Origin of the sequence: Acinetobacter qingfengensis, assembly GCF_008693185.1 — a bacterium.
Lineage (GTDB): Bacteria > Pseudomonadota > Gammaproteobacteria > Pseudomonadales > Moraxellaceae > Acinetobacter > Acinetobacter qingfengensis.
Genome location: NZ_VXKN01000001.1, coordinates 332,157 through 351,522, shown reverse-complemented (window position 1 = coordinate 351,522; position 19,366 = coordinate 332,157). Strand labels below are relative to the sequence as shown.

The 19,366-nt window shown below is 38.2% G+C and carries 20 protein-coding genes; 12 read left to right on the top strand and 8 right to left on the bottom strand.

Annotation, left to right across the window (positions count from 1 at the left end):
- Position 1 precedes the first annotated feature (1 nt).
- The 3 genes from F4V57_RS01465 to surE form a co-directional block, all read right to left on the bottom strand.
- Positions 2 to 895 (bottom strand): LysR family transcriptional regulator, encoded by an 894-nt coding sequence (locus tag F4V57_RS01465; RefSeq protein WP_407642978.1) that lies wholly within the window; start codon positions 893 to 895, stop codon positions 2 to 4.
- An 82-nt stretch (positions 896 to 977) separates the two neighbouring features.
- Positions 978 to 1,784, bottom strand: coding sequence for a LysM peptidoglycan-binding domain-containing M23 family metallopeptidase (locus F4V57_RS01460; protein WP_070069896.1), 807 nt, complete (start codon positions 1,782 to 1,784; stop codon positions 978 to 980).
- A 160-nt stretch (positions 1,785 to 1,944) separates the two neighbouring features.
- On the bottom strand, positions 1,945 to 2,721 hold the full coding sequence (surE, locus tag F4V57_RS01455) for a 5'/3'-nucleotidase SurE (protein WP_070069897.1): 777 nt from the start codon (positions 2,719 to 2,721) through the stop codon (positions 1,945 to 1,947).
- A 142-nt stretch (positions 2,722 to 2,863) separates the two neighbouring features.
- Between surE and F4V57_RS01450 the strand changes: the two genes are divergently transcribed.
- The 8 genes from F4V57_RS01450 (at position 2,864) to F4V57_RS01415 (ending at position 9,789) form a co-directional block, all read left to right on the top strand.
- Positions 2,864 to 3,262, top strand: coding sequence for an MCR_0457 family protein (locus F4V57_RS01450; protein ID WP_070069898.1), 399 nt, complete (start codon positions 2,864 to 2,866; stop codon positions 3,260 to 3,262).
- 119 nt (positions 3,263 to 3,381) lie between these two features.
- Complete coding sequence (gene dacC, locus F4V57_RS01445; RefSeq protein WP_070069899.1) at positions 3,382 to 4,542, top strand: D-alanyl-D-alanine carboxypeptidase PBP5/6; 1,161 nt, start codon at positions 3,382 to 3,384, stop codon at positions 4,540 to 4,542.
- A 78-nt stretch (positions 4,543 to 4,620) separates the two neighbouring features.
- Complete coding sequence (locus tag F4V57_RS01440) at positions 4,621 to 5,166, top strand: gamma carbonic anhydrase family protein (RefSeq protein ID WP_070069900.1); 546 nt, start codon at positions 4,621 to 4,623, stop codon at positions 5,164 to 5,166.
- Between the two features lie 128 nt (positions 5,167 to 5,294).
- Positions 5,295 to 5,774: an NUDIX hydrolase gene (locus F4V57_RS01435; RefSeq protein ID WP_406564522.1), complete on the top strand. Its 480-nt coding sequence runs from the start codon at positions 5,295 to 5,297 to the stop codon at positions 5,772 to 5,774.
- A 6-nt stretch (positions 5,775 to 5,780) separates the two neighbouring features.
- Positions 5,781 to 6,920 (top strand): tRNA 2-thiouridine(34) synthase MnmA, encoded by a 1,140-nt coding sequence (mnmA, locus tag F4V57_RS01430; RefSeq protein ID WP_070069902.1) that lies wholly within the window; start codon positions 5,781 to 5,783, stop codon positions 6,918 to 6,920.
- A 24-nt stretch (positions 6,921 to 6,944) separates the two neighbouring features.
- Positions 6,945 to 7,685, top strand: a complete 741-nt coding sequence (locus tag F4V57_RS01425) for a DUF489 family protein (RefSeq protein ID WP_070069972.1) — start codon at positions 6,945 to 6,947, stop codon at positions 7,683 to 7,685.
- 35 nt (positions 7,686 to 7,720) lie between these two features.
- On the top strand, positions 7,721 to 9,106 hold the full coding sequence (gene purB / locus F4V57_RS01420; protein WP_070069973.1) for an adenylosuccinate lyase: 1,386 nt from the start codon (positions 7,721 to 7,723) through the stop codon (positions 9,104 to 9,106).
- 206 nt (positions 9,107 to 9,312) lie between these two features.
- Positions 9,313 to 9,789: a BLUF domain-containing protein gene (locus tag F4V57_RS01415; protein ID WP_070069903.1), complete on the top strand. Its 477-nt coding sequence runs from the start codon at positions 9,313 to 9,315 to the stop codon at positions 9,787 to 9,789.
- Positions 9,790 to 10,770: 981 nt separating this feature from the next.
- Here the strand turns inward: F4V57_RS01415 and F4V57_RS01410 are convergent.
- The 4 genes from F4V57_RS01410 to F4V57_RS01395 form a co-directional block, all read right to left on the bottom strand.
- Complete coding sequence (locus tag F4V57_RS01410; RefSeq protein ID WP_070069905.1) at positions 10,771 to 12,306, bottom strand: pyridoxal phosphate-dependent decarboxylase family protein; 1,536 nt, start codon at positions 12,304 to 12,306, stop codon at positions 10,771 to 10,773.
- A 3-nt stretch (positions 12,307 to 12,309) separates the two neighbouring features.
- Entirely contained in the window at positions 12,310 to 13,686 is a 1,377-nt protein-coding gene (locus F4V57_RS01405) for a diaminobutyrate--2-oxoglutarate transaminase (RefSeq protein WP_070069906.1), read from the bottom strand.
- 385 nt (positions 13,687 to 14,071) lie between these two features.
- Positions 14,072 to 14,698: a superoxide dismutase gene (locus F4V57_RS01400; RefSeq protein WP_070069907.1), complete on the bottom strand. Its 627-nt coding sequence runs from the start codon at positions 14,696 to 14,698 to the stop codon at positions 14,072 to 14,074.
- A gap of 166 nt (positions 14,699 to 14,864) precedes the next feature.
- Positions 14,865 to 15,623: a Nif3-like dinuclear metal center hexameric protein gene (locus F4V57_RS01395; protein ID WP_070069974.1), complete on the bottom strand. Its 759-nt coding sequence runs from the start codon at positions 15,621 to 15,623 to the stop codon at positions 14,865 to 14,867.
- Between the two features lie 169 nt (positions 15,624 to 15,792).
- Between F4V57_RS01395 and F4V57_RS01390 the strand changes: the two genes are divergently transcribed.
- The 3 genes from F4V57_RS01390 to F4V57_RS01380 all read left to right on the top strand — a co-directional run bounded on the left by F4V57_RS01390 (position 15,793) and on the right by F4V57_RS01380 (position 17,987).
- Positions 15,793 to 16,980, top strand: coding sequence for a S1C family serine protease (locus F4V57_RS01390; protein ID WP_070069908.1), 1,188 nt, complete (start codon positions 15,793 to 15,795; stop codon positions 16,978 to 16,980).
- A gap of 198 nt (positions 16,981 to 17,178) precedes the next feature.
- Positions 17,179 to 17,448 (top strand): type II toxin-antitoxin system RelB/DinJ family antitoxin, encoded by a 270-nt coding sequence (locus F4V57_RS01385; RefSeq protein ID WP_070069909.1) that lies wholly within the window; start codon positions 17,179 to 17,181, stop codon positions 17,446 to 17,448.
- Between the two features lie 98 nt (positions 17,449 to 17,546).
- Complete coding sequence (locus F4V57_RS01380) at positions 17,547 to 17,987, top strand: GNAT family N-acetyltransferase (protein ID WP_070069910.1); 441 nt, start codon at positions 17,547 to 17,549, stop codon at positions 17,985 to 17,987.
- A gap of 27 nt (positions 17,988 to 18,014) precedes the next feature.
- Here the strand turns inward: F4V57_RS01380 and F4V57_RS01375 are convergent, their stop codons facing one another.
- Entirely contained in the window at positions 18,015 to 18,740 is a 726-nt protein-coding gene (locus F4V57_RS01375; protein ID WP_070069911.1) for a pseudouridine synthase, read from the bottom strand.
- A 173-nt stretch (positions 18,741 to 18,913) separates the two neighbouring features.
- Here F4V57_RS01375 and F4V57_RS01370 point away from each other — a divergent pair, with 173 nt between their 5' ends.
- Positions 18,914 to 19,366 carry a DUF2946 family protein gene (locus tag F4V57_RS01370; protein ID WP_070069912.1) on the top strand — a complete coding sequence of 151 codons (453 nt, stop codon included), beginning with the start codon at positions 18,914 to 18,916 and terminating at the stop codon, positions 19,364 to 19,366.

Genomic DNA, 19,366 nt, shown 5'->3' with positions numbered 1-19,366 from the left:
CTTAACGGCCACCGGGAAGTTGAGAAAAATAAGTTTTTAAAGCATCCAGACAACGCTGAATTTTAACTGGTTGATGCTCACGTTTTGATGTCATGGCATATAGGGTATATTCAGGAAGCTGCCAACAAGGCAATACTTCTATTAAATCATGCTGGCAAATTTCATGCTGTGCATCCAGATATAAAATCCGGGCAATACCATGACCATTCAAACACAATGATTTCATTACCAAAACATTATTGGTCTGGATCTTGATTGGCATTTTAATTTGAAGGGTTTCGTTACTTTTTACATGCGTTAAATCCAGTGTTGAATAATCCTGCATCAACATGACAGGTAAAAGCTGATGATGAATTAAATCCTTGGGATGATCAATATTGGAATATTGATTCAAATAAGTTGGAGACGCAACCAGTACCTGCTGCACTCGAGCCATAGGATGAAATTCGAAAGCATCATTTTCTTCAATTTTTGGACTCATACGAATGGCAATATCAATACGATTTTCAGCCAGATCAATATAATGATTATCAGCTTGTATATGTACAGTTAATGCAGTATGTGCCATCATCCAGCGTGATAAGGCTGGAATAATATGCATTGAACCAAGTTCCGGTGTTGTTGCAATCCGTAACTCACCAATCAAGTGGTCCTGTAATTCGACAATTCGTATTTTGCCACGCTCTGCCGCTGCCATCATTTCCTGACAACTTTGAAAAAAAACTTGCCCGGCTTCTGTCAAACTGATTTTTCGGGTTGAACGGTGCAGTAATGTCGTATTCATTTCCTGTTCAAGAGAACGAATTTGTTGACTGACTGCACTGGTCGTAATTCCAAGCTCTCTTGCTGCCCCACTAAAAGACCCCCGTTCAACAATACAAGCAAATACACCCATTGCCCGAAGATTATCTAACATTGTACTCAACACTTTTTTGTTAAAATATTTATCATTATATAATAAAATAATTTTTATAACATCAACTTATCGGTAGTAAAGTTGAGGGGTCAATCGGTTTTCCATCCAGACGAATCTGAAATTGCAACCATGTTCGATTCGTACCAGTATTACCCATTTCTGCAATTTTCTGACCTGCTTGTACTTTATCCCCAACTTTGGTCAATAATTTACTGTTGTGTGCATACGCAGTAATATAACCATTGGTATGACGAATCAGAATTAATTTACCATACTCCTTTAAACCATCATCAGCATATACCACTTCACCCGCAGCAGCAGCATAAATCGGATCGCCGCTATTTCCACCAAAAAACAGACCTTTAATGTCCTGATTCAAATTAAAACGCTGCAAAATCGGGCCTTTACTTGGTAATACCCAGCGAATCTGACTGCTACTAGACGGTGTTGTAACAGTGGGCGTTGAGGTTGATCCAGTTTGAATTTGTGGCTGCACTACAGGAGCTTGCTCTGGTACACTATGATTTTGTGCTTGTTGTGCCACACTTTGTCGCTGAATCTGGATCGGTTGCTCAATTGGACGAGTTTGCACCAAACGTGGTGTGGATTGTGCTGATCCTCTCAGTCGCAATGATTGACTGACATAAATTTTATCCATTGTGTTGATATTATTCAAACGAGCAATTTCTGTGTAATCCAAATTATAACGAGCAGCGATTTTACTTAAACTATCACCTGGTTGCACAGTATAATATTCAGGTATATAAAACTGCCGTGATGATGATACGGTCGGTTGTGATGCACAACCCACCATCAGTAAAGTTGCACTGATCAGCGTTACAGAATAAAAAGCCTTTTTATTAGACATCAATCAACCATCCAGAAATCATATAAATCTTGCAAATACGGTGTAAAATCCGTGCTAGCATAACAAAATGTGTTTTAGCACTAATATTTATTTCGTGCAAAAACACAAAGCAACAACATTTTTACATATATTTTTAGCTTTTTTGCAAGCAATCAGTAAGTTAAATCGCATAATCCACCGATTTTGCCAAATCAAGCAAAACCTCATAATTTGTACTGTCCATTTGAATTGGTGTCACACTGATATAGTCATTGGCAATTGCATAGAAATCTGATGGAATACCACTCACCTTACTTCGCTCAGTAACCGCTTCTCCAGATAGACCAATCCAGTATACTTGCCTACCTCGTGGGTCAACATGACTGGTCACAGGCTTGGATTGTTGGCGACGCCCTAAATGCGTAACTTGTACACCGGCATAATGTTCAACATCAGGAATATTTACATTTAAAATATGCCGTGGTGGTAAATTAGGTATGCCCTGTTGAATGAAAGATTTAACCCAATACGCAGCTTTGGCATAGTCTTCAGGTTTTTCATAAGTACGTACATTTTGTCCACATAACGATACAGCAATAGCAGGTTGTCGCATTAATCGACCTTCAAAAGCTGCACCCACCGTGCCCGAATACAGCACATCATCTCCCAAGTTAGCACCACTATTGATTCCACTAACCACCAAATCAAACTCCCGATCCTGAAACAAACCGTTCATGGACAAATAGACACAATCAGCCGGTGTCCCATTTATAGCCCAGGTATCTGGAGAAATTTGGACTGCGCGTAATGGTCGATCCAGCGTTAAAGCAGAAGAATAACCACTTCGCTCACTTTCTGGTGCAACAATGGTCACATGGGCAATTTCTTTTAGGGCATTCGCCAAAGCAATAATTCCGGGTGCAAATACACCATCATCATTGGCAATCAAGATATTCATGAAAAAACTCTACAAAAATTATATAGCAATCAAAAAGTGGCTTCAGTATTGTAGGGGAATTTACAGGATCTGTCTGAATTCCTCAGGATTTCAAGCAAATCCACCCCACTGAATTGACTTACCTTAATTGGAATATGTACTAATGTCCAAAATTTTAAATTCTATTTTAGCAATCACACTGATGTCCGGTGTTGCTATAACTGGCTATGCAAAAAATACCACTAGTCCTACCCTAGATAAAACCAATCTCGAAGAATCTTCTCAAAGCAGTCTGGTCGAGATTGCTAATTTACAGGTATTTAAAGAAGTATGCCCCGAACTGATTGGTGAAAACAAAAATCTTAATCAGGGAATTCATAAAATTTTGGGAGCGTATCTACCTGGTTTTAAGGATCCAGAATTGGCGTTAAGTGCATTAAATCAGGAAGATTATTATCAACCTATTTTACAGCAAGCTCGTCAAGAAGTTGCAAATGCGTCCAAGGAAGATAATCGTCAAGTTTGTCTAAGTATTGTAAATTGGGATAAAAAGAAAAAATAAGTTTTTAACTATTTTTTAGCCTGAAAAACGATAAACCAATTGGTTTGTCGTTCAGGCTCCTCTAGAATAAGAACCCGTCAACCTATCTATCTCACAACCCTTAACTGGAAATCCAAATAATGACACGCCACATTGCATCTGCTGCATTATTTTTAATTACAAGTAGCTCTTTTAGTTTCACTTATGCAGCAACGGTCATTGCCTCTCCGCCAGAACTAGATAACAAAGCTTATGTGGTCATGGATTATGACTCAGGGCAAATTTTGGCACAGAAGAACCAGAATGAGCATCTGGCGCCTGCCTCAATGACCAAAATGATGACCAGTTATATCATTGAGCAAAAACTATTAAAAGGCGAACTTACCGAAAATGAAAAAGTTCGTATGAATGAGTCTGCGTGGTGCCGTGGTAGCAGTACGGAATCATGTATGTATGTTCCACTTAATGGAACAGCTACAGTACTGGAAATGTTGCGGGGCATTATCGTGCAATCAGGTAATGATGCATCTAAAGCACTGGCGGAACACATTGCTGGCAATGAAGGCACCTTTGCCCACATGATGAATCAGGAAGCTGAACGTCTGGGAATGAAAAATACCCATTTTGAAAATGCAACTGGTATGCCTGCCCAAGGTCACTATTCCAGTGCACTGGATTTGGCTAATCTGGCACGCCATATTATTCGGGATAGCTCAAAATATTATCCAATTTACTCAGAAAAAGAATTTACCTTTAACGGAATCAAGCAAGGCAATCGTAATGCTTTGCTTTATACAGATCCAAGTGTAGATGGCTTGAAAACAGGACATACCAGCGAAGCAGGTTATTGCTTGACAGCTTCCAGTAAACGTGGTCCGATGCGTTTAATTACAGTGATTTTTGGCGCCAATTCTATTCAGGGGCGTGCAGATCAAAGTCGCCAATTACTTAACTGGGGATTTAGTAATTTTGAAACTGTAAATATTCGCCCTGCAAAACAGGCATTGGCAACAACACCAGTCTGGTTTGGGACAGAAGACAAAGCTGAAGTTGGTGTGATGGATCCATTTTCAGTGACTTTGGCGAAAGGTCAAGGTGGTAAAATTACCACAAAACTTGACATCAACCCAAAACTTGAAGCACCATTAAAGCAAGGTCAAGTTGTCGGAAAAATTTCAGCCATTCTTGATGGTAAAGTCATCAGTGAAAGCCCATTGGTTGTTTTAAAACCGATTGAAGAAGCAGGCTTTTTTGCTCGTCTAATTGACCATATTAAATTATTTTTCAGTAATCTTTTTTAAAATAATTTAACAAAGCCATTGATCTTTATAGAAAAGCATTCATCATTTGATGAATGTTTTTTTATGGATAAAAAGATCATGTCAGACAATGTTCGTAATTTCTTAGGTATTCAGCCAAAAATTGATGGCAGTTGCTATATTGATTCACTCTCCGTAGTGATTGGCGATGTACAACTGGCAAAAAATGTATCTGTCTGGCCTTTTGCCGTAATTCGTGCCGATGTCAATCATATCCACATTGGGAAATGTAGTAATGTACAGGATCATTGTATGTTACACGTCAGTCATAAAACAGCAACTAACCCCCAAGGTTCACCACTGATTATTGGCGAAGAAGTTACCATTGGCCATCATGTAACCTTACATGGTTGTAACATTGGAAATCGGGTACTCATTGGCATTAATAGTGTAGTACTGGATGATGTCACGATTGAAGATGATGTCATGATTGGCGCAGGCAGTTTAGTTCCACCTCGAAAAACACTTAAAAGCGGTTATCTATATCTAGGCAATCCCGTGCAACAAATTCGCCCACTTACAGAAAAAGAGCTGGCATTTTTATCCTATTCGGCTCGGCATTATGTCAAAGTGATGCAACAGCATCAACAAACCCTCAAAACCTGATTTATCTTTACGAATCCTGTATTTTTAACCATTTAAACGCAAAAATAGCCTGAAATTCAGATTTCAATTGGCCTTTGCAAACTAAATTGCGTATCATATAGCGCAATTATTCTCAGGGTGGAATGAAGATGTCATGGTCTGCGCATGTTACAGTTGCTACCGTTGTTCAGCAGGACGGACGTTTTTTACTGGTTGAAGAACACAGTGAAGGTTTTTCTCATCCTGTTTATAACCAGCCGGCTGGTCATGTAGAAGCTGGTGAAACGCTGATTGAAGCTGCATTACGTGAAACACTGGAAGAAACCGCTTGGCAGGTCAAAATTACTGATTTTCTGGGAATTTATACTTATACGCCACCAATGTTTCCAGATCGTACTTATTTTCGTTTTTGCTTTTTAGCCAAAGCACTACAAAATACGCAGCAATCACTTGATCAGGATATTCTACAAGCAGTCTGGTTAAGTTTTGATGAGTTACAAAATTCTGGTCGTGCACGCAGTCCTTTGGTTCTCCAAGCTATACAAGATACGATTGCTGGACAAAAATATCCGCTAAACATCATTCACGAACACCCTTTTCATTCTTTAACCTCAAATTTGGAAGCTTAATCTCGTATGCAAAAAAATGTCATCGTTGGCATGTCAGGCGGTGTAGATTCATCCGTTTCGGCAGCTTTACTCCTCGAACAGGGCTATCATGTAGAAGGTCTGTTTATGAAGAACTGGGAGGAAGATGACGGCACGGAATATTGCACAGCAATGCAAGATCTTGCTGATGCACAAGCTGTCGCAGATCGTTTAGGTATTAAACTACACACAGTCAACTTTTCCATGGAATACTGGGATCGTGTTTTTGAACACTTTCTTGCAGAATATTCTGCTGGACGCACACCTAATCCTGATATTCTATGTAATAAAGAAATTAAGTTTCGTGCCTTTTTAGATTATGCCGTAAATTTAGGTGCAGATTTAATTGCTACCGGACATTATTGCCGCCGTGGTATAAGCAGCCAGAATAGTCAGGGTGAAACTTATGCGCCTTTACTAAGAGGTCTTGATAATAATAAAGATCAAACATACTTTTTACATGCCGTACATGGTCGAGAAATTGATAAAACGCTTTTTCCTGTAGGAGAACTAGAGAAACCCCAAGTTCGTGAAATTGCCCAAAAATTAGGTCTATCAACGGCGACTAAAAAAGATTCGACAGGTATTTGTTTTATTGGTGAACGCCGTTTTAATGATTTTTTAAAACAATATTTACCTGCTCAGCCCGGTGAAATCGTTCTTGAAGATGGTACAGTGATTGGGCAACACCATGGGTTGATGTATTACACGCTTGGCCAACGTGGTGGTATTGGTATTGGTGGCATGAAAAATGCTGCTGAAGGTGCATGGTTTGTACTACATAAAGATATCGCCAATAATCGTCTTGTTATTGGACAAGGTCATGAACATTCATTAATGTTATCGACCCAACTAGATAGTGAAGAAATTTACTGGATCGCAGGCGAACAAGATATTCCGTCATCTGGTTTACGTTGCACAGCCAAAACACGCTACCGTCAATCTGATCAGGCATGTACCATTTATCGTCATGATGAATTTCCTTCAGGTGTTCTCGTAGTATTTGATGAGCCACAACGTGCTGCAACACCTGGGCAATCTGTGGTATTTTATCAACAGCAAACCTGTTTGGGTGGTGGTGTTATTCGCAGTATAAATGCACCATTACCGCAATATTTACAGAGATAAATTATGGACACCATGCAGCCTTTTATGCCAGAAGTTGAGTTCTCGCAGCAACAGCATCAGGTTCTGGCATTGGCCGCAGTATTTCAGGCAGCTCAACTCGTACATGTTGTTGCCACTTCCAGTTCAAGCCGTATTGGTGAATTAGGCAACCATTACCGCGATATTTCAATCAGAGCTGCATTAAATATTCGGGCAAATGATAATCCAAATTTAAATAGCCAGATTTTTTTTCCGACATTAGGCGATATCCATCTAGGTTTACACACATTAGAACAATGTCTGATTGCACCTTATGATGCCAGCCCAAAGTCCCGTATTCCCCGCCTTGGCATTAAAAATGCCAAATTTCCATTAAATTATGCAATGGGTTTACTTAATCTTTCTGCCAAAGTCTATCGTCAGGCAGAATTTTGCAAAAAGATTAATCAGACACAACAGAATATTATTCGCCAATTGGCTTTTTTTGACTATCAATATCACCACCCCAGTATTATTGCTGCCTTTGCACAACTATATACTGAAACAGCCAGTACACTAAAACCCAGAATCATGGTTAAAGGTAATCCGGAATCTTTCAAAAACCCTCATGAAGTTGATATGATTCGGGCATTATTATTCACAGGTCTACAGGCCGCACACTACTGGCGCAAACTGGGTGGAAATCCATGGAAGCTGGTTTTTTCCAAAACTAAAATTATTAAAGAACTTCGTTATTTTGCACAACTCCAACATCAGCAGCTCAAGTTTGCTGATATTGAAACTTAATCACAGCGTTTGACTGAATTGAAGGATTTACCATGTTGTCAACCTTAACCGCCCTTTCTCCACTTGATGGCCGCTATGCAAGCAAATGTGATGCATTACGCCCTTACCTTTCCGAATTTGGACTGATTCATGCACGGGTTACCGTAGAAGTGCGTTGGTTACAAGCACTTGCCAATCATCCGGAAATTACTGAAATTCAGCCATTTAGTGATGAAACAAATGCCGCACTTGATGCAATTGTTATCAATTTTTCTGAAGACAATGCTTTAAGAATTAAAGAAATTGAACGCACTACCAATCATGATGTTAAAGCTGTTGAATACTTTTTAAAAGAACAAATTGCACATATTGATGAATTAAAAGAAGCTGGTGAATTTATTCATTTTGCCTGCACTTCTGAAGATATTAACAATCTATCACATGCTTTAATGTTAAAGCAGGGACGTGATGTTCTATTACAAAGTATGAAAAAAATTCTGGCAGATATTGCTACACTTGCACAAACTCATGCTGCTCAACCTATGCTATCTCGCACACATGGTCAAACTGCAAGCCCAACCACGCTGGGTAAAGAAATGGCCAATGTTGCTTACCGCTTATCTCGCCAGATTAAACAATTTAAGCAAGTTGAATTACTTGGCAAAATTAATGGTGCTGTAGGAAACTATAATGCTCACTTATCTGCTTATCCAAATATTGACTGGCCTGCACATTCACAGGCATTTGTTGAATCTTTGGGTTTAACTTTTAATCCATATACCACGCAAATTGAACCGCACGACTATATGGCAGAATTATTTGACGCTTTGCGTCGTTTTAACACTGTCTTAATCGATTTTAACCGTGATATCTGGGGTTACATTTCTTTAGGTTACTTCAAACAACGCTTAAAAGAAGGTGAAGTTGGTTCGTCAACCATGCCACATAAAGTTAACCCAATTGACTTTGAAAACTCTGAGGGCAATCTAGGGATTGCCAATGCAGTGCTTGCGCATTTAGGAGAAAAATTACCGATTTCCCGTTGGCAACGTGACCTGACGGACTCTACTGTTCTTCGTAATATGGGTGTGGGTTTTGCACAAAGTCTGATTGCGTTTGATGCCTGTTTAAAAGGGATTGGCAAACTTGAACTCAATGCCAATCGTCTACTGGAAGATCTTGATCATGCACAGGAAGTTCTTGCAGAACCAATTCAGACAGTGATGCGTCGTCATAATATCGAAAAACCGTATGAAAAATTAAAAGCATTAACACGTGGCCAAGCAATGACACGTGACATGATGGTAAATTTCGTCAACGGTTCAGAACTAGAAAAAGTTCCTGCTCAGGATCGTCAGCGTCTTGCAGAAATGACGCCAGCAACCTATACAGGCAATGCTGAATTACAAGCAAAAATACTACAAAAGCATCTGGACAAGTAAGAAATTACAACGAGTTGCGAGTAGCTACCATAACCCATTTGCATGTTTTGCAAATGGGTTTATTTTTAATCCAATCTAAAATATTAATAAGAAAAGATTTGTGGAAACCAATAAATTTAACCAACATAAAATTCCAAAAAATCTATCAATTCTTGCTGTGCGTGATACATTGATAGATTCCTCCTCCAAATAGTGACTTCATCCAAATGAAAGTTATGCTTTGTTATGCCAGCAAGAGAAAGATTAATGATGATGAAAATTTATTAGAAGACATTATCGATATTCTTACTTTAGCTAGAAAATTCAATCAGGAAAATGAGATATATGGTGTACTTTACTATGCAGATAATGCCTTTTTTCAATGCCTTGAAGGTGAGCAATCCACAATAGAATCCTTGTATAGGAATATTGAGAAAGATATTCGACATCATTGTGTAAAACGCTTATGCATTATTGAAATTGAAAAATTTAGATTTAAAAAATGGTCAATGAAATATGTTGAAAAAGATTCAATGATTGACCACTATTTTAAAGAAAATGGAATTGAAAAATTTGACCCTCAAAAGCTGGACTTGCATCATCTCAGCAATTTTATAGAAACACTAATTACAGTGAATCAAACCAATAGAAAAAATAGAACCCGTACAGGTTTTAATAATCGGGGAATCACTCCGTTTTTGTAAAATTACTAAAAATCTTGAGATTTCTACTCATAAATATCAGAGAAGTCGCCATAAATATTCCTGAACAAATCAGGAATATTTCATTAGATTTACCTAAGAACAAAATTAGAACAAGAAAAGGTACTGTTAGTAATAAATAAACTTTTTCATATTTTAATTGTGATGCGTACATACTATTTACTATTCCATAAAGGAAAGACGTTAAAAATAAGTTGATTGACTCTATAAAGCCGATATAGTTAAAAAAGATCAGTAAAACAAAAAAACTAATGGTAATAAACAAGAAAAACAGGATATCTTTAAATTTTAGCATCTTCATTTCCCCAACGATTAAAGTGGTATCTCTTCCTCTCCTCCTCCAAAAAGAGGAAGAGATGCCAATATGTATCAAAATTATTATTGAGAATAGTTATCTTAATTCTATATGCCATTCTCTTTAATATTGATCAAGTCAACTCGATACATAATGCCATTATAAAAAATAATAAAATTAAACGAATAGTCTATGGATTACAACGATGTAAGCTTTAGCTTACATAATTGCAAGAAATATCTTACATTTGTATGATTTTTAACCATAATATTGTTAAAGTACAGATAAATCCCTTGTTATGCAATATATGATTTATAAAATTAAAGCGTATTAACATTTCACAGATACTTGAAATGCAACCGTACATGATGTAGAACTTTTTAGTTGGTACAAGGCATGATTTGTATAACTTAGTCGTTCTAAGTAAAAAATATAACGCAACATGAGATGAAGGATCAATCACTGTAAGCAAAGCAATGATGTCGTACGCTATATAAGACTCATACTCAGGGTTAGGATCAAAATAAAAATACTTAAAATCTGTGGAATCAAAAAAGGATTAAATCCTACAAAATGCAGAATTTAATCCTCAAGACCTATTTCACTGATTTTTCGGCTTCACACCACTAAATCAGTGAAATTACCAAGCAATTGATCAGCTTTTTAACCTATTCATCAATTGCTGGTGTATAACGACCAGCAACGATTGCATCTTTGATACGATTTGCCTCAGTCAATACAAGTGCCAAAAGATTTTTCACATTATCCAGTGTTGCCACAGGACTTAATGTGGTCATCTTCAGTGATTGTACCGCACCAACTTTGGTTACTCCAATATTTGCTTCACCACGTGCAAATAACTCATCTGCAACATTCTGGTTCAGGCTATCAATAAATTCTTCAGGATAATCCTTTGGAACAACACGGAATAATACCGAAGCAAATTGTGGTTCAACCAAAAGCTCTAAATCTTCTGTTGCCTGAATATAAGCAGCAACATCACGCGTTAGATTGACGCCATGATCAATCATTGAACCATAAAGTTCTTCACCTAATGCTTCAATCGTCATCCACAGTTTCAATGCATCAAAACGGCGTGTGGTTTGTAAAGATTTAGAAACCAGATTAGGAACACCATGCTCTTCATCGTAAGCTGAATTCAAATATTCCGCTTCATAATGCATAAAACGGTAATTAGCTTCATCTTTAAGCAGAAATGCACCACAGCTAATGCTTTGGAAATAGTGCTTGTGAAAATCCAGTGTGACTGAGTCTACAGTTTCAATACCATCTAACCAATGACGATAATCATTCGATAAAATTAATGCGCCACCCCATGCTGCATCGACATGCATCCATGCACCATACTGTGTTGTTAATGCACGAATTTTTTGGATTGGATCAATTGCACCAGCATCGGTGGTTCCGGCAGTTGCAACGACACAGGCAATAATTTTACCTTCAGCAGTCAAATGTGCCATTGTTTTTTCCAAAGCATCAACATCAATTTGTGCCTTGTCATTTACTGGAACAGTCACCACAGACTGAAAGCCCATTCCCATCATTGCCATATTCTTCTGCACGGAGAAATGGGCATTTTCAGAACATATAACTTTGACTTTACTTAATGCTTCTACTGGCAAGCCATCACGTTGTACTGACCATTCCTGACCATCGGCATTTTTCCAGTGTTTGGCAATCGCCCAGTCACGTGCCAGTAATACACCCATTAAATTAGATTGTGTACCACCAGAAGTAAATACACCAGCCTGACCCGCACCAAAACCAACTTTCTGGCGCAACCAGTCAATCAACTGAACTTCCATCAATGAACCGGCCGGACTTTGATCCCATGAATCCATAGACTGGTTGGTGGCATTAATTAGGACTTCAGCAATCTGACTGGTGACCATGGTTGGACAATGTAAATGTGCCAGAGAATGTGGATGATGTACCTTCAGGCTTTTATTCAGAAATAATTCTACTGAACGCTTTAATGCACCTTCAAGTCCCATCCCTTCTTTTGAAGGCTGAAATGCAATGACAGAACGGAGCTGTTTAATGCTGCCGCCTGTGTACATTTTGTCATTTTGCAACCATGCAGCAACTGCTTTAACAGCCTGTTCCATTGCTGACTGATAGTCAGCAATGGATTGTGCATCATTGCAAAGTAGTGCTTGACGGTGCTTTGCAAAATCTACCATGTATTATTTGCCTCGCACTGCAACTAATGCTTCAGCCACAGCTTTTTTGAAGCGTTTAAGGACTTCTTCGCATTCTTCCTGAGTGATAATTAATGGGCAAAGTAAACGGATAACTGTACCATTACGTCCGCCTTTTTCCAGCATTAACTTATTGTTAAAACATGCTGTTTGAATTGCTGCTGCCAACTGAGAATCCGCAGGATAAGCACCTAAATGATCTGCTGGTTGATTTTCGTCAATAATTTCAATGCCGATCATCAAACCACGACCACGCACATGGCCAATACAATGAAAATCTTGTGCCAGTTTTTTTAACTCAGCTTGTAAAAACTCACCACGCTCTTGGGCATTTTCAGCAAGTTTATCTTGTTTGATAGCCGTTAAAGTCGCTAAGCCTGTACCCATCGCCAATTGGTTACCACGGAAAGTTCCGGTGTGACCAGCAGGTTGCCATGCATCGAATTTACGTTTAATTGCCAATACTGCAAGTGGCAAGCTACCACCTACCGCTTTAGACATCACCACAACATCAGGTTCAATGCCTGTATGTTCAAAGGCAAACATTTTTCCAGAACGTGCAAAACCGGCCTGAACTTCATCGAGAATCAAGACAATATTATGTTTCTCAGTGACTTCACGAATTTTTTTCAGCCATTTTGTTGGTGCAACAACCACACCACCTTCACCCTGAATGGCTTCGAGAATAACTGCCGCAGGACGGGTTACACCGCTTTCTACATCTTCAATGAATTGTTCAAAATAATACGTTAAGGCATTTACACCAGCTTCACCGCCGATCCCTAGTGGGCATCGATATTCATGCGGATAAGGCATAAATTGTACGCCTGGCATTAAACCATTCACGGCATTTTTGGCACTTAAATTACCTGTCATGGCCAAGGAACCATGTGTCATACCATGATAACCACCTGAAAAACTGATCACATTTGCACGACCAGTATAGGTTTTAGCAAGTTTGATGGCTGCTTCGGTTGCGTCTGCACCGGATGGACCACAGAATTGTAAGCAGTACTCTTGTTTTCCACCAGGAAGAAACGACAAAAGATTTTCTGTAAAGGCATCTTTTAACGGTGTCGTCAAATCCAGTGTATGTAATGGCAAACCGCTTGCCAGTGTGTCCTGAATACTTTGAATAACAGCAGGATGGTTGTGACCAAGGGCCAAAGTGCCTGCACCAGCTAGACAGTCGAGGTATTCATTGCCCTCAACATCGGTGATCCAACAGCCCTTCGCTTTCGCAATCGCTAAAGGTAATTTACGAGGATAACTACGAACATTTGATTCCATCTGACTTTGGCGAGTCAAGTAATATTCGTTAGTTTTGGCAGTTGCAGTTGGATCGTTTAAAGATACGCTCATATCGGATTACCATCTCTGATAAGGGTAGAAAAAAATAAGTCTTCATTTATAAAGACTTATGCCAATAGCTAGTTTAGGATAATTGCTGTGTTCTCTATCTTAGTCCTAGGCAGCCGATCATACAGTTTTTTTGGGGAAATAAAACCATTTTCTATAAAAAAATGATACTTTCCAGCCAATTGAATAACCGTAAAAACCCACTAAAATAAGTCTATCAACTCTAAAAGAAAAATATATGACAAGTACTAAAGATCTATTTAAATTTTTGTAAATGAAACCATAAGATAAACAAGCAATTTATTCATGATAATTAGGTAATACTTTGCAATAGTAAGATAAAAATAAGGCTCCGGTTTATGTCAAAACCGGAACCTATTAAAACAAATTATTTTTCTACACCAGCTTCCTGACCTGCAAGTTTGGCATTTGCATAATCCCAGTTTACAAGACTCTCAAGGAATGTCGCGATGTATTTTGGACGTGCATTACGGAAATCGATGTAATAAGCATGTTCCCATACATCGATAGTTAATACAGCAATTTTGCCATGTGCAAGTGGAGTATCCGCATTAGCAGTTTTTAGGATAGATAAATTACCATTAATCTCGTCAGCAACTAACCAAGCCCAACCTGAACCAAATTGTGTTGCAGCCGCATTGGCAAATTCTTCTGCAAATTTTTCGTATGAGCCAAAGGCTTCATCAATTTTTACTGCAATTGCACCAGTAGGTTTACCACCACCATTTGGTGTCAGTGAATTCCAGTAAAAAGTGTGATTCCAAACTTGTGCGGCATTATTGAAAATACCTGCTTTAGATGTATCACCTGCTGATGCAGTAATAATTTCCTCTAAAGTTTTCCCTTCAAGTTCAGTTTCCTTGATTAGATTATTTAGATTAGTGACGTAAGTCTGATGATGTTTATCATGATGGAATTCTAAAGTTTCTTTAGAAATATGTGGCTCAAGCGCATCATACGCATAAGGTAATGCGGGTAAAGTAATGGTTGTCATTTCAATTTCCTTGCATATTAGCTGGGTAGTTGATATTTAGCAAAAGTATTGTAATTCATAAAAACGCATTTGGTGCATTTGTTTAAATAACAATACACAATAAGCGCATAAGAAATATACATAAAGCCAAACAACGCGATCCAATTCAATCATCAATTCAAATTCATTAAATCGGGTTATTTAACTCTATATAGTCATATTGCAAATCAAATTGCTTTGCAAGTGCTTTTCCAAGATGTTGTATACCGAATCGCTCTGTCGCATGGTGTCCAGCAGCAAAATAATCCAGACCATATTCATGTGCTTCATGGAATGTTCTCTCGCTTATTTCACCTGACAAATAAGCATCACACGTCAATGTAGCAGCTTTATATAAAAAGTCCTGTGCTGCCCCAGTACAAAAGCCAATTTTTTTAATTACCGACTTATGAGTATCGATATGAATAGGCACCTGTCCAAGTTTATCCGTTAATAACTTTACAAATTGTTCGCTGGATAATGGCTGTGCCAACGTACCAACATTACCAATTGGATGAGACTCAGAAGGATCAAGGGCACCAGTGATTTTAATTCCAAGCAAGGCTGCTAATGCAGCATTATTACCCAATTGTGGATGTGCATCCAATGGTAAATGATAAGCAATCAAAGAAATGTCTGCCTGCAACAGTTGCTTGATTCTTTTTCCTTTTAAACCAGTTAATGGACTGGGCTCACCTTTCCAGAAATAACCATGATGAACAATAAGTGCATCCGCTTTTAAATCTAGAGCAGCCTCAACAGCCTGTAGAGAAGCAGTAACACTACTTACCAGATACTGTACCTCCTGCTTGCCTTCAATTTGTAGGCCATTTGGACAATAGTCCTTAAATTGTGCAGATTGTAATGTTTGATCGCACCATTGGATAAGCTGCTGCAATTGTGCCATATTGATATATTCCATACATTTATAATCAAAAATATGCTAACACAAATTATTTTTTACTAAAGCATTACAAAATAGACTTCAACTTAACGTAGAAACAATTACAATTTGCATAGGGTCATCATAACTACCCTATTATATTGACTGTAAAAAGAATTTTGAGGAATAGACTGTGCGCCGTTTGTTAGTGGTGTTACCTTGGATACTTCTGGTTTTAGTGGTTATTGGTTTTGTGACATGGCAAAAAATGCAAGTACCAAAAGCACCTGTCGCTGCTGATGGCGTAAAAATGCCAGCCGAAAAAATTGAACCCCTGATTGATACCAGCCGTACCGGTGGCGTGGTTTCTTATAGTGGTGCAGTAAAGGTTGCCGCACCTGCTGTAGTAAATATTTTTACCTTACAAAAAACACAAAAACAGGAATCGCTCCCAATTAATGAGCAATTTTTAAGAGAATTTTTTGGTGATCAACTTCCTGAAAACCTACAACCTGAACAACAAAATAGTTTAGGTTCTGGCGTTATCGTTCGTCCCGATGGTTATATTCTCACCAACAACCATGTGATTGCACAAGCTGAAGAAATTGTGGTGGGTTTACATGACGGCCGCAAAGCTAAAGCGCAAGTGGTTGGTACTGATCCTGAAACAGACCTTGCCGTGATCAAGATTAATCTGGACAAACTACCAGTATTACCATTTAAACTGAGTGGTAACGAAGTTGGAGACGTTGTGCTTGCGATTGGAAACCCGTTTGGTGTAGGTCAAACCGTAACACAGGGTATCATTTCTGCGACTGGTCGAACTGGTTTGGGCATCAATACCTATGAAGATTTTATTCAAACTGATGCCGCAATTAATCCCGGAAATTCTGGTGGAGCATTAATTGATGTTGCCGGTAACCTTATTGGTGTGAATACCGCAATCTTCTCAAAAACCGGAGGTTCTCTAGGCATTGGTTTTGCAATTCCGGCAGAAATCTGCAAACAAGTACTTGATTCAATTTTACAAGATGGACGAGTCATTCGTGGTTGGTTAGGCATTGAAGTACGTAGTTTGGATCAAAATAATGAATTCGATACTCAAACCCAAAACGGTGTTCAGGTCATGGGGGTATTGCCTAAAGGGCCGGCAGCACTGGCAGGGATCAAAACAAGTGATATCATTCTGTCAGTTAATGGGCAAACGATTAATAACGCCAATCAGTTAATCGCCTATATCGCAATGCAAAAACCAAATAGTGAAATACCAGCAATTGTGAAACGTGATGATCAGGAATTGACACTCAAGATTAAAATTGTTGAACGCCCCGCAAGTAAAACTGGACCATTTATTCGTGTACCACAGCAATTACAACAATAGTCATTACCAAATTTAACCAAATACATAAATAGGTGCTGGATATAGCGCCTATTTTTATATGCATTACTTAATATTAAATTCTAAAATTGTTGATAAAACAAGCACTGGAAAAATACCTTTTTTTTTAGTAAGATATTTTTCGTCACAATGTAATGACAACGTGCTGTGTTAGTAAATCATATTTTGGGGAAATTTATCATGGCAAAAACTGAGGTTTATCAAATACGCCTAGATAGCGAAGAAAAGAAACAGGCATTTGCTGTTTTCAAACAATTGGGATTGACACCAGCACAGGCCGTGCGCATGTTTTTTCGGCAAGTGGTCATGACACAATCTATCCCTTTTAGTATCGAAAATAAAATGACTTTTGCACCGATTCCAGCTCGTGAAGAAGTGCAAGATGAAAATCATCAGGATTTATTTCTGGAACTGGATCAAATTCTTAATCAAAAACAGAATTCACAATAATTTTTCGTAGCATTTTTTCACAATTGTCTGTTTTATCTTCAAAATTTTTTTGTATATCCTGCATAACTCTTGATAACAATTTTTGAAGGATATGCTTTATGATCGTTAGACGTGCGACTGAACAGGATTTAACGCCTTTGGCTACACTGTTTGATGAATATCGACAATTTTATGGCAGTTCTTCTAATCTAAAGCAAACTCAAGAATTTTTATACAAGCGCTTTAAAAATCAGGAAAGTGTCATTTTCGTCAGCCAAAAAGACGATGAGCTTACTGGTTTTATCGTATTATATCTAGGGTTTTCTACAGCCGAATGTGCCGAATACTACATTATTGATGATACTTATGTCACCCCAGCTTACCGCCGTCAGGGTGCTGCACATCAATTAGTAGATACAGCAATTTTATTTGCCAGACAACATAAATCTTTAAGGATCAGTCTGCAAACTGCTGAAGATAATGTGGAAGCACGCCGTTTATACGAATCTTTAGGTTTTGTTCGTGACGAAGAGTTCAGTACTTATCACTGTTTTATCTAATAGCCAACATTTATTCTAGATCAGTATTTAAAAATCTTGCAGCTTATGCGGTGCTGAGGCAGCGCGTATTTCAGCTTCATTTAAGTAACACCATTCACCTTCCTGTAAAGGTAAATCTGACAATTTTAAACTACCAATCTGATCACGATGCAGTTGTACCACATGGTTACCGACTGCTGCAAACATCCGTTTTACCTGATGATAAATGCCTTGATCAATTGCCATCCTACACTGGCGATGATTCAATACTTCAATATCTTGGGTTGCAAAAACACCTTTTTCCTGATGTAAGTTTACCCCGCATTGTAATTGTTCAATTTGTTCTGGCGTGATGTCTTCTGTTGTTTCAATCACATAATATTTGTTGACGTGTTTTTTGGGATGTGTGAGTTGATGCAAAAATTGTCCATCATCCGTGAGTAAAAGTAATCCGGTAGTATCCTGATCAAGTCGTCCAATTGTTTGTACACCTCGCGAGATTAATTGATCCGATAAAAGATCAAAAATACTGTGATGCTGCTGTGGCTGATGAGAACATTCATAGTGTTGCGGCTTATAAATCGCCAGATAAACTTTTTCCCGATACTGATATTCTTCTTGAAAAACTGTAAATTTCAGTGATGTTGTGACTGTTTTAAACTTGCTATCCGTAATGATTTCATCATTAATTTTCACCTGCCCTTGCCGAATCAATTGCTGGCAATGTTTACGTGAACCAAATCCCTGAGATTGCAATAGTTTATCAAGCTGCACAATATTTCACTATCAAATACACATTTGCTTGGCATTATAACGGATTCAAATATTGAGTGAGTTGAATTTGAGTGTAATTGTTAGGAATCTATCAGATATCTTGTTATTTACAAACTTTACACAATATCAATATTCGGTTAGTGTGTGATGACTTTTATGCATTGAGATGTTACTTGATTCATCGTAGTGGCATACTGCTTGGTTTTTTTGCAGTATTTTTGCAGGTTGTAGTCTTTCTCCAACCTTTGCTTCCAGCTCAATTTCAGGTTTCGCCTGTGTGCGAAGTGATTTCTCGTGCCTTAATGTATAATAATTCAGTACAACATATCACAGCACACGATTATTCCTCTGTACAACCTTCTGCACATGAGCATCATCATGCTCAATCCATTACAGATGCTCAATCTTCTACTCATGAACATCATAGTTTAGGTCATCAATGTCAATATTGTACGGTTTACGCCCATCTGGTTTTACCACCTGAGTTAGGAATAAAAGAAGTTCTGGAACGCATTCAAATTCGATTGTTATTTTTTAAACGACAGTTGAACTATGTCTATTTTGTACTGCAAAGATTATTTCTTTTACCACAAGGTCGAGCACCTCCTGCTTTACTCACAATATAA

Bases quoted from the DNA above. Each gene is read 5' to 3' on its own strand.
- mnmA (WP_070069902.1), top strand. From the start codon at position 5,781: ATGCAAAAAAATGTCATCGTTGGCATGTCAGGCGGTGTAGATTCATCC.
- F4V57_RS01380 (WP_070069910.1), top strand. From the start codon at position 17,547: ATGATCGTTAGACGTGCGACTGAACAGGATTTAACGCCTTTGGCTACA.
- F4V57_RS01410 (WP_070069905.1), bottom strand. From the start codon at position 12,306: ATGGTAGATTTTGCAAAGCACCGTCAAGCACTACTTTGCAATGATGCA.
- F4V57_RS01400 (WP_070069907.1), bottom strand. From the start codon at position 14,698: ATGACAACCATTACTTTACCCGCATTACCTTATGCGTATGATGCGCTT.
- F4V57_RS01395 (WP_070069974.1), bottom strand. From the start codon at position 15,623: ATGGCACAATTGCAGCAGCTTATCCAATGGTGCGATCAAACATTACAA.
- F4V57_RS01440 (WP_070069900.1), top strand. From the start codon at position 4,621: ATGTCAGACAATGTTCGTAATTTCTTAGGTATTCAGCCAAAAATTGAT.
- F4V57_RS01435 (WP_406564522.1), top strand. From the start codon at position 5,295: ATGTCATGGTCTGCGCATGTTACAGTTGCTACCGTTGTTCAGCAGGAC.
- F4V57_RS01425 (WP_070069972.1), top strand. From the start codon at position 6,945: ATGCCAGAAGTTGAGTTCTCGCAGCAACAGCATCAGGTTCTGGCATTG.
- F4V57_RS01405 (WP_070069906.1), bottom strand. From the start codon at position 13,686: ATGAGCGTATCTTTAAACGATCCAACTGCAACTGCCAAAACTAACGAA.
- F4V57_RS01450 (WP_070069898.1), top strand. From the start codon at position 2,864: ATGTCCAAAATTTTAAATTCTATTTTAGCAATCACACTGATGTCCGGT.
- F4V57_RS01460 (WP_070069896.1), bottom strand. From the start codon at position 1,784: ATGTCTAATAAAAAGGCTTTTTATTCTGTAACGCTGATCAGTGCAACT.
- surE (WP_070069897.1), bottom strand. From the start codon at position 2,721: ATGAATATCTTGATTGCCAATGATGATGGTGTATTTGCACCCGGAATT.
- dacC (WP_070069899.1), top strand. From the start codon at position 3,382: ATGACACGCCACATTGCATCTGCTGCATTATTTTTAATTACAAGTAGC.
- F4V57_RS01385 (WP_070069909.1), top strand. From the start codon at position 17,179: ATGGCAAAAACTGAGGTTTATCAAATACGCCTAGATAGCGAAGAAAAG.
- F4V57_RS01465 (WP_407642978.1), bottom strand. From the start codon at position 895: ATGGGTGTATTTGCTTGTATTGTTGAACGGGGGTCTTTTAGTGGGGCA.
- F4V57_RS01415 (WP_070069903.1), top strand. From the start codon at position 9,313: ATGAAAGTTATGCTTTGTTATGCCAGCAAGAGAAAGATTAATGATGAT.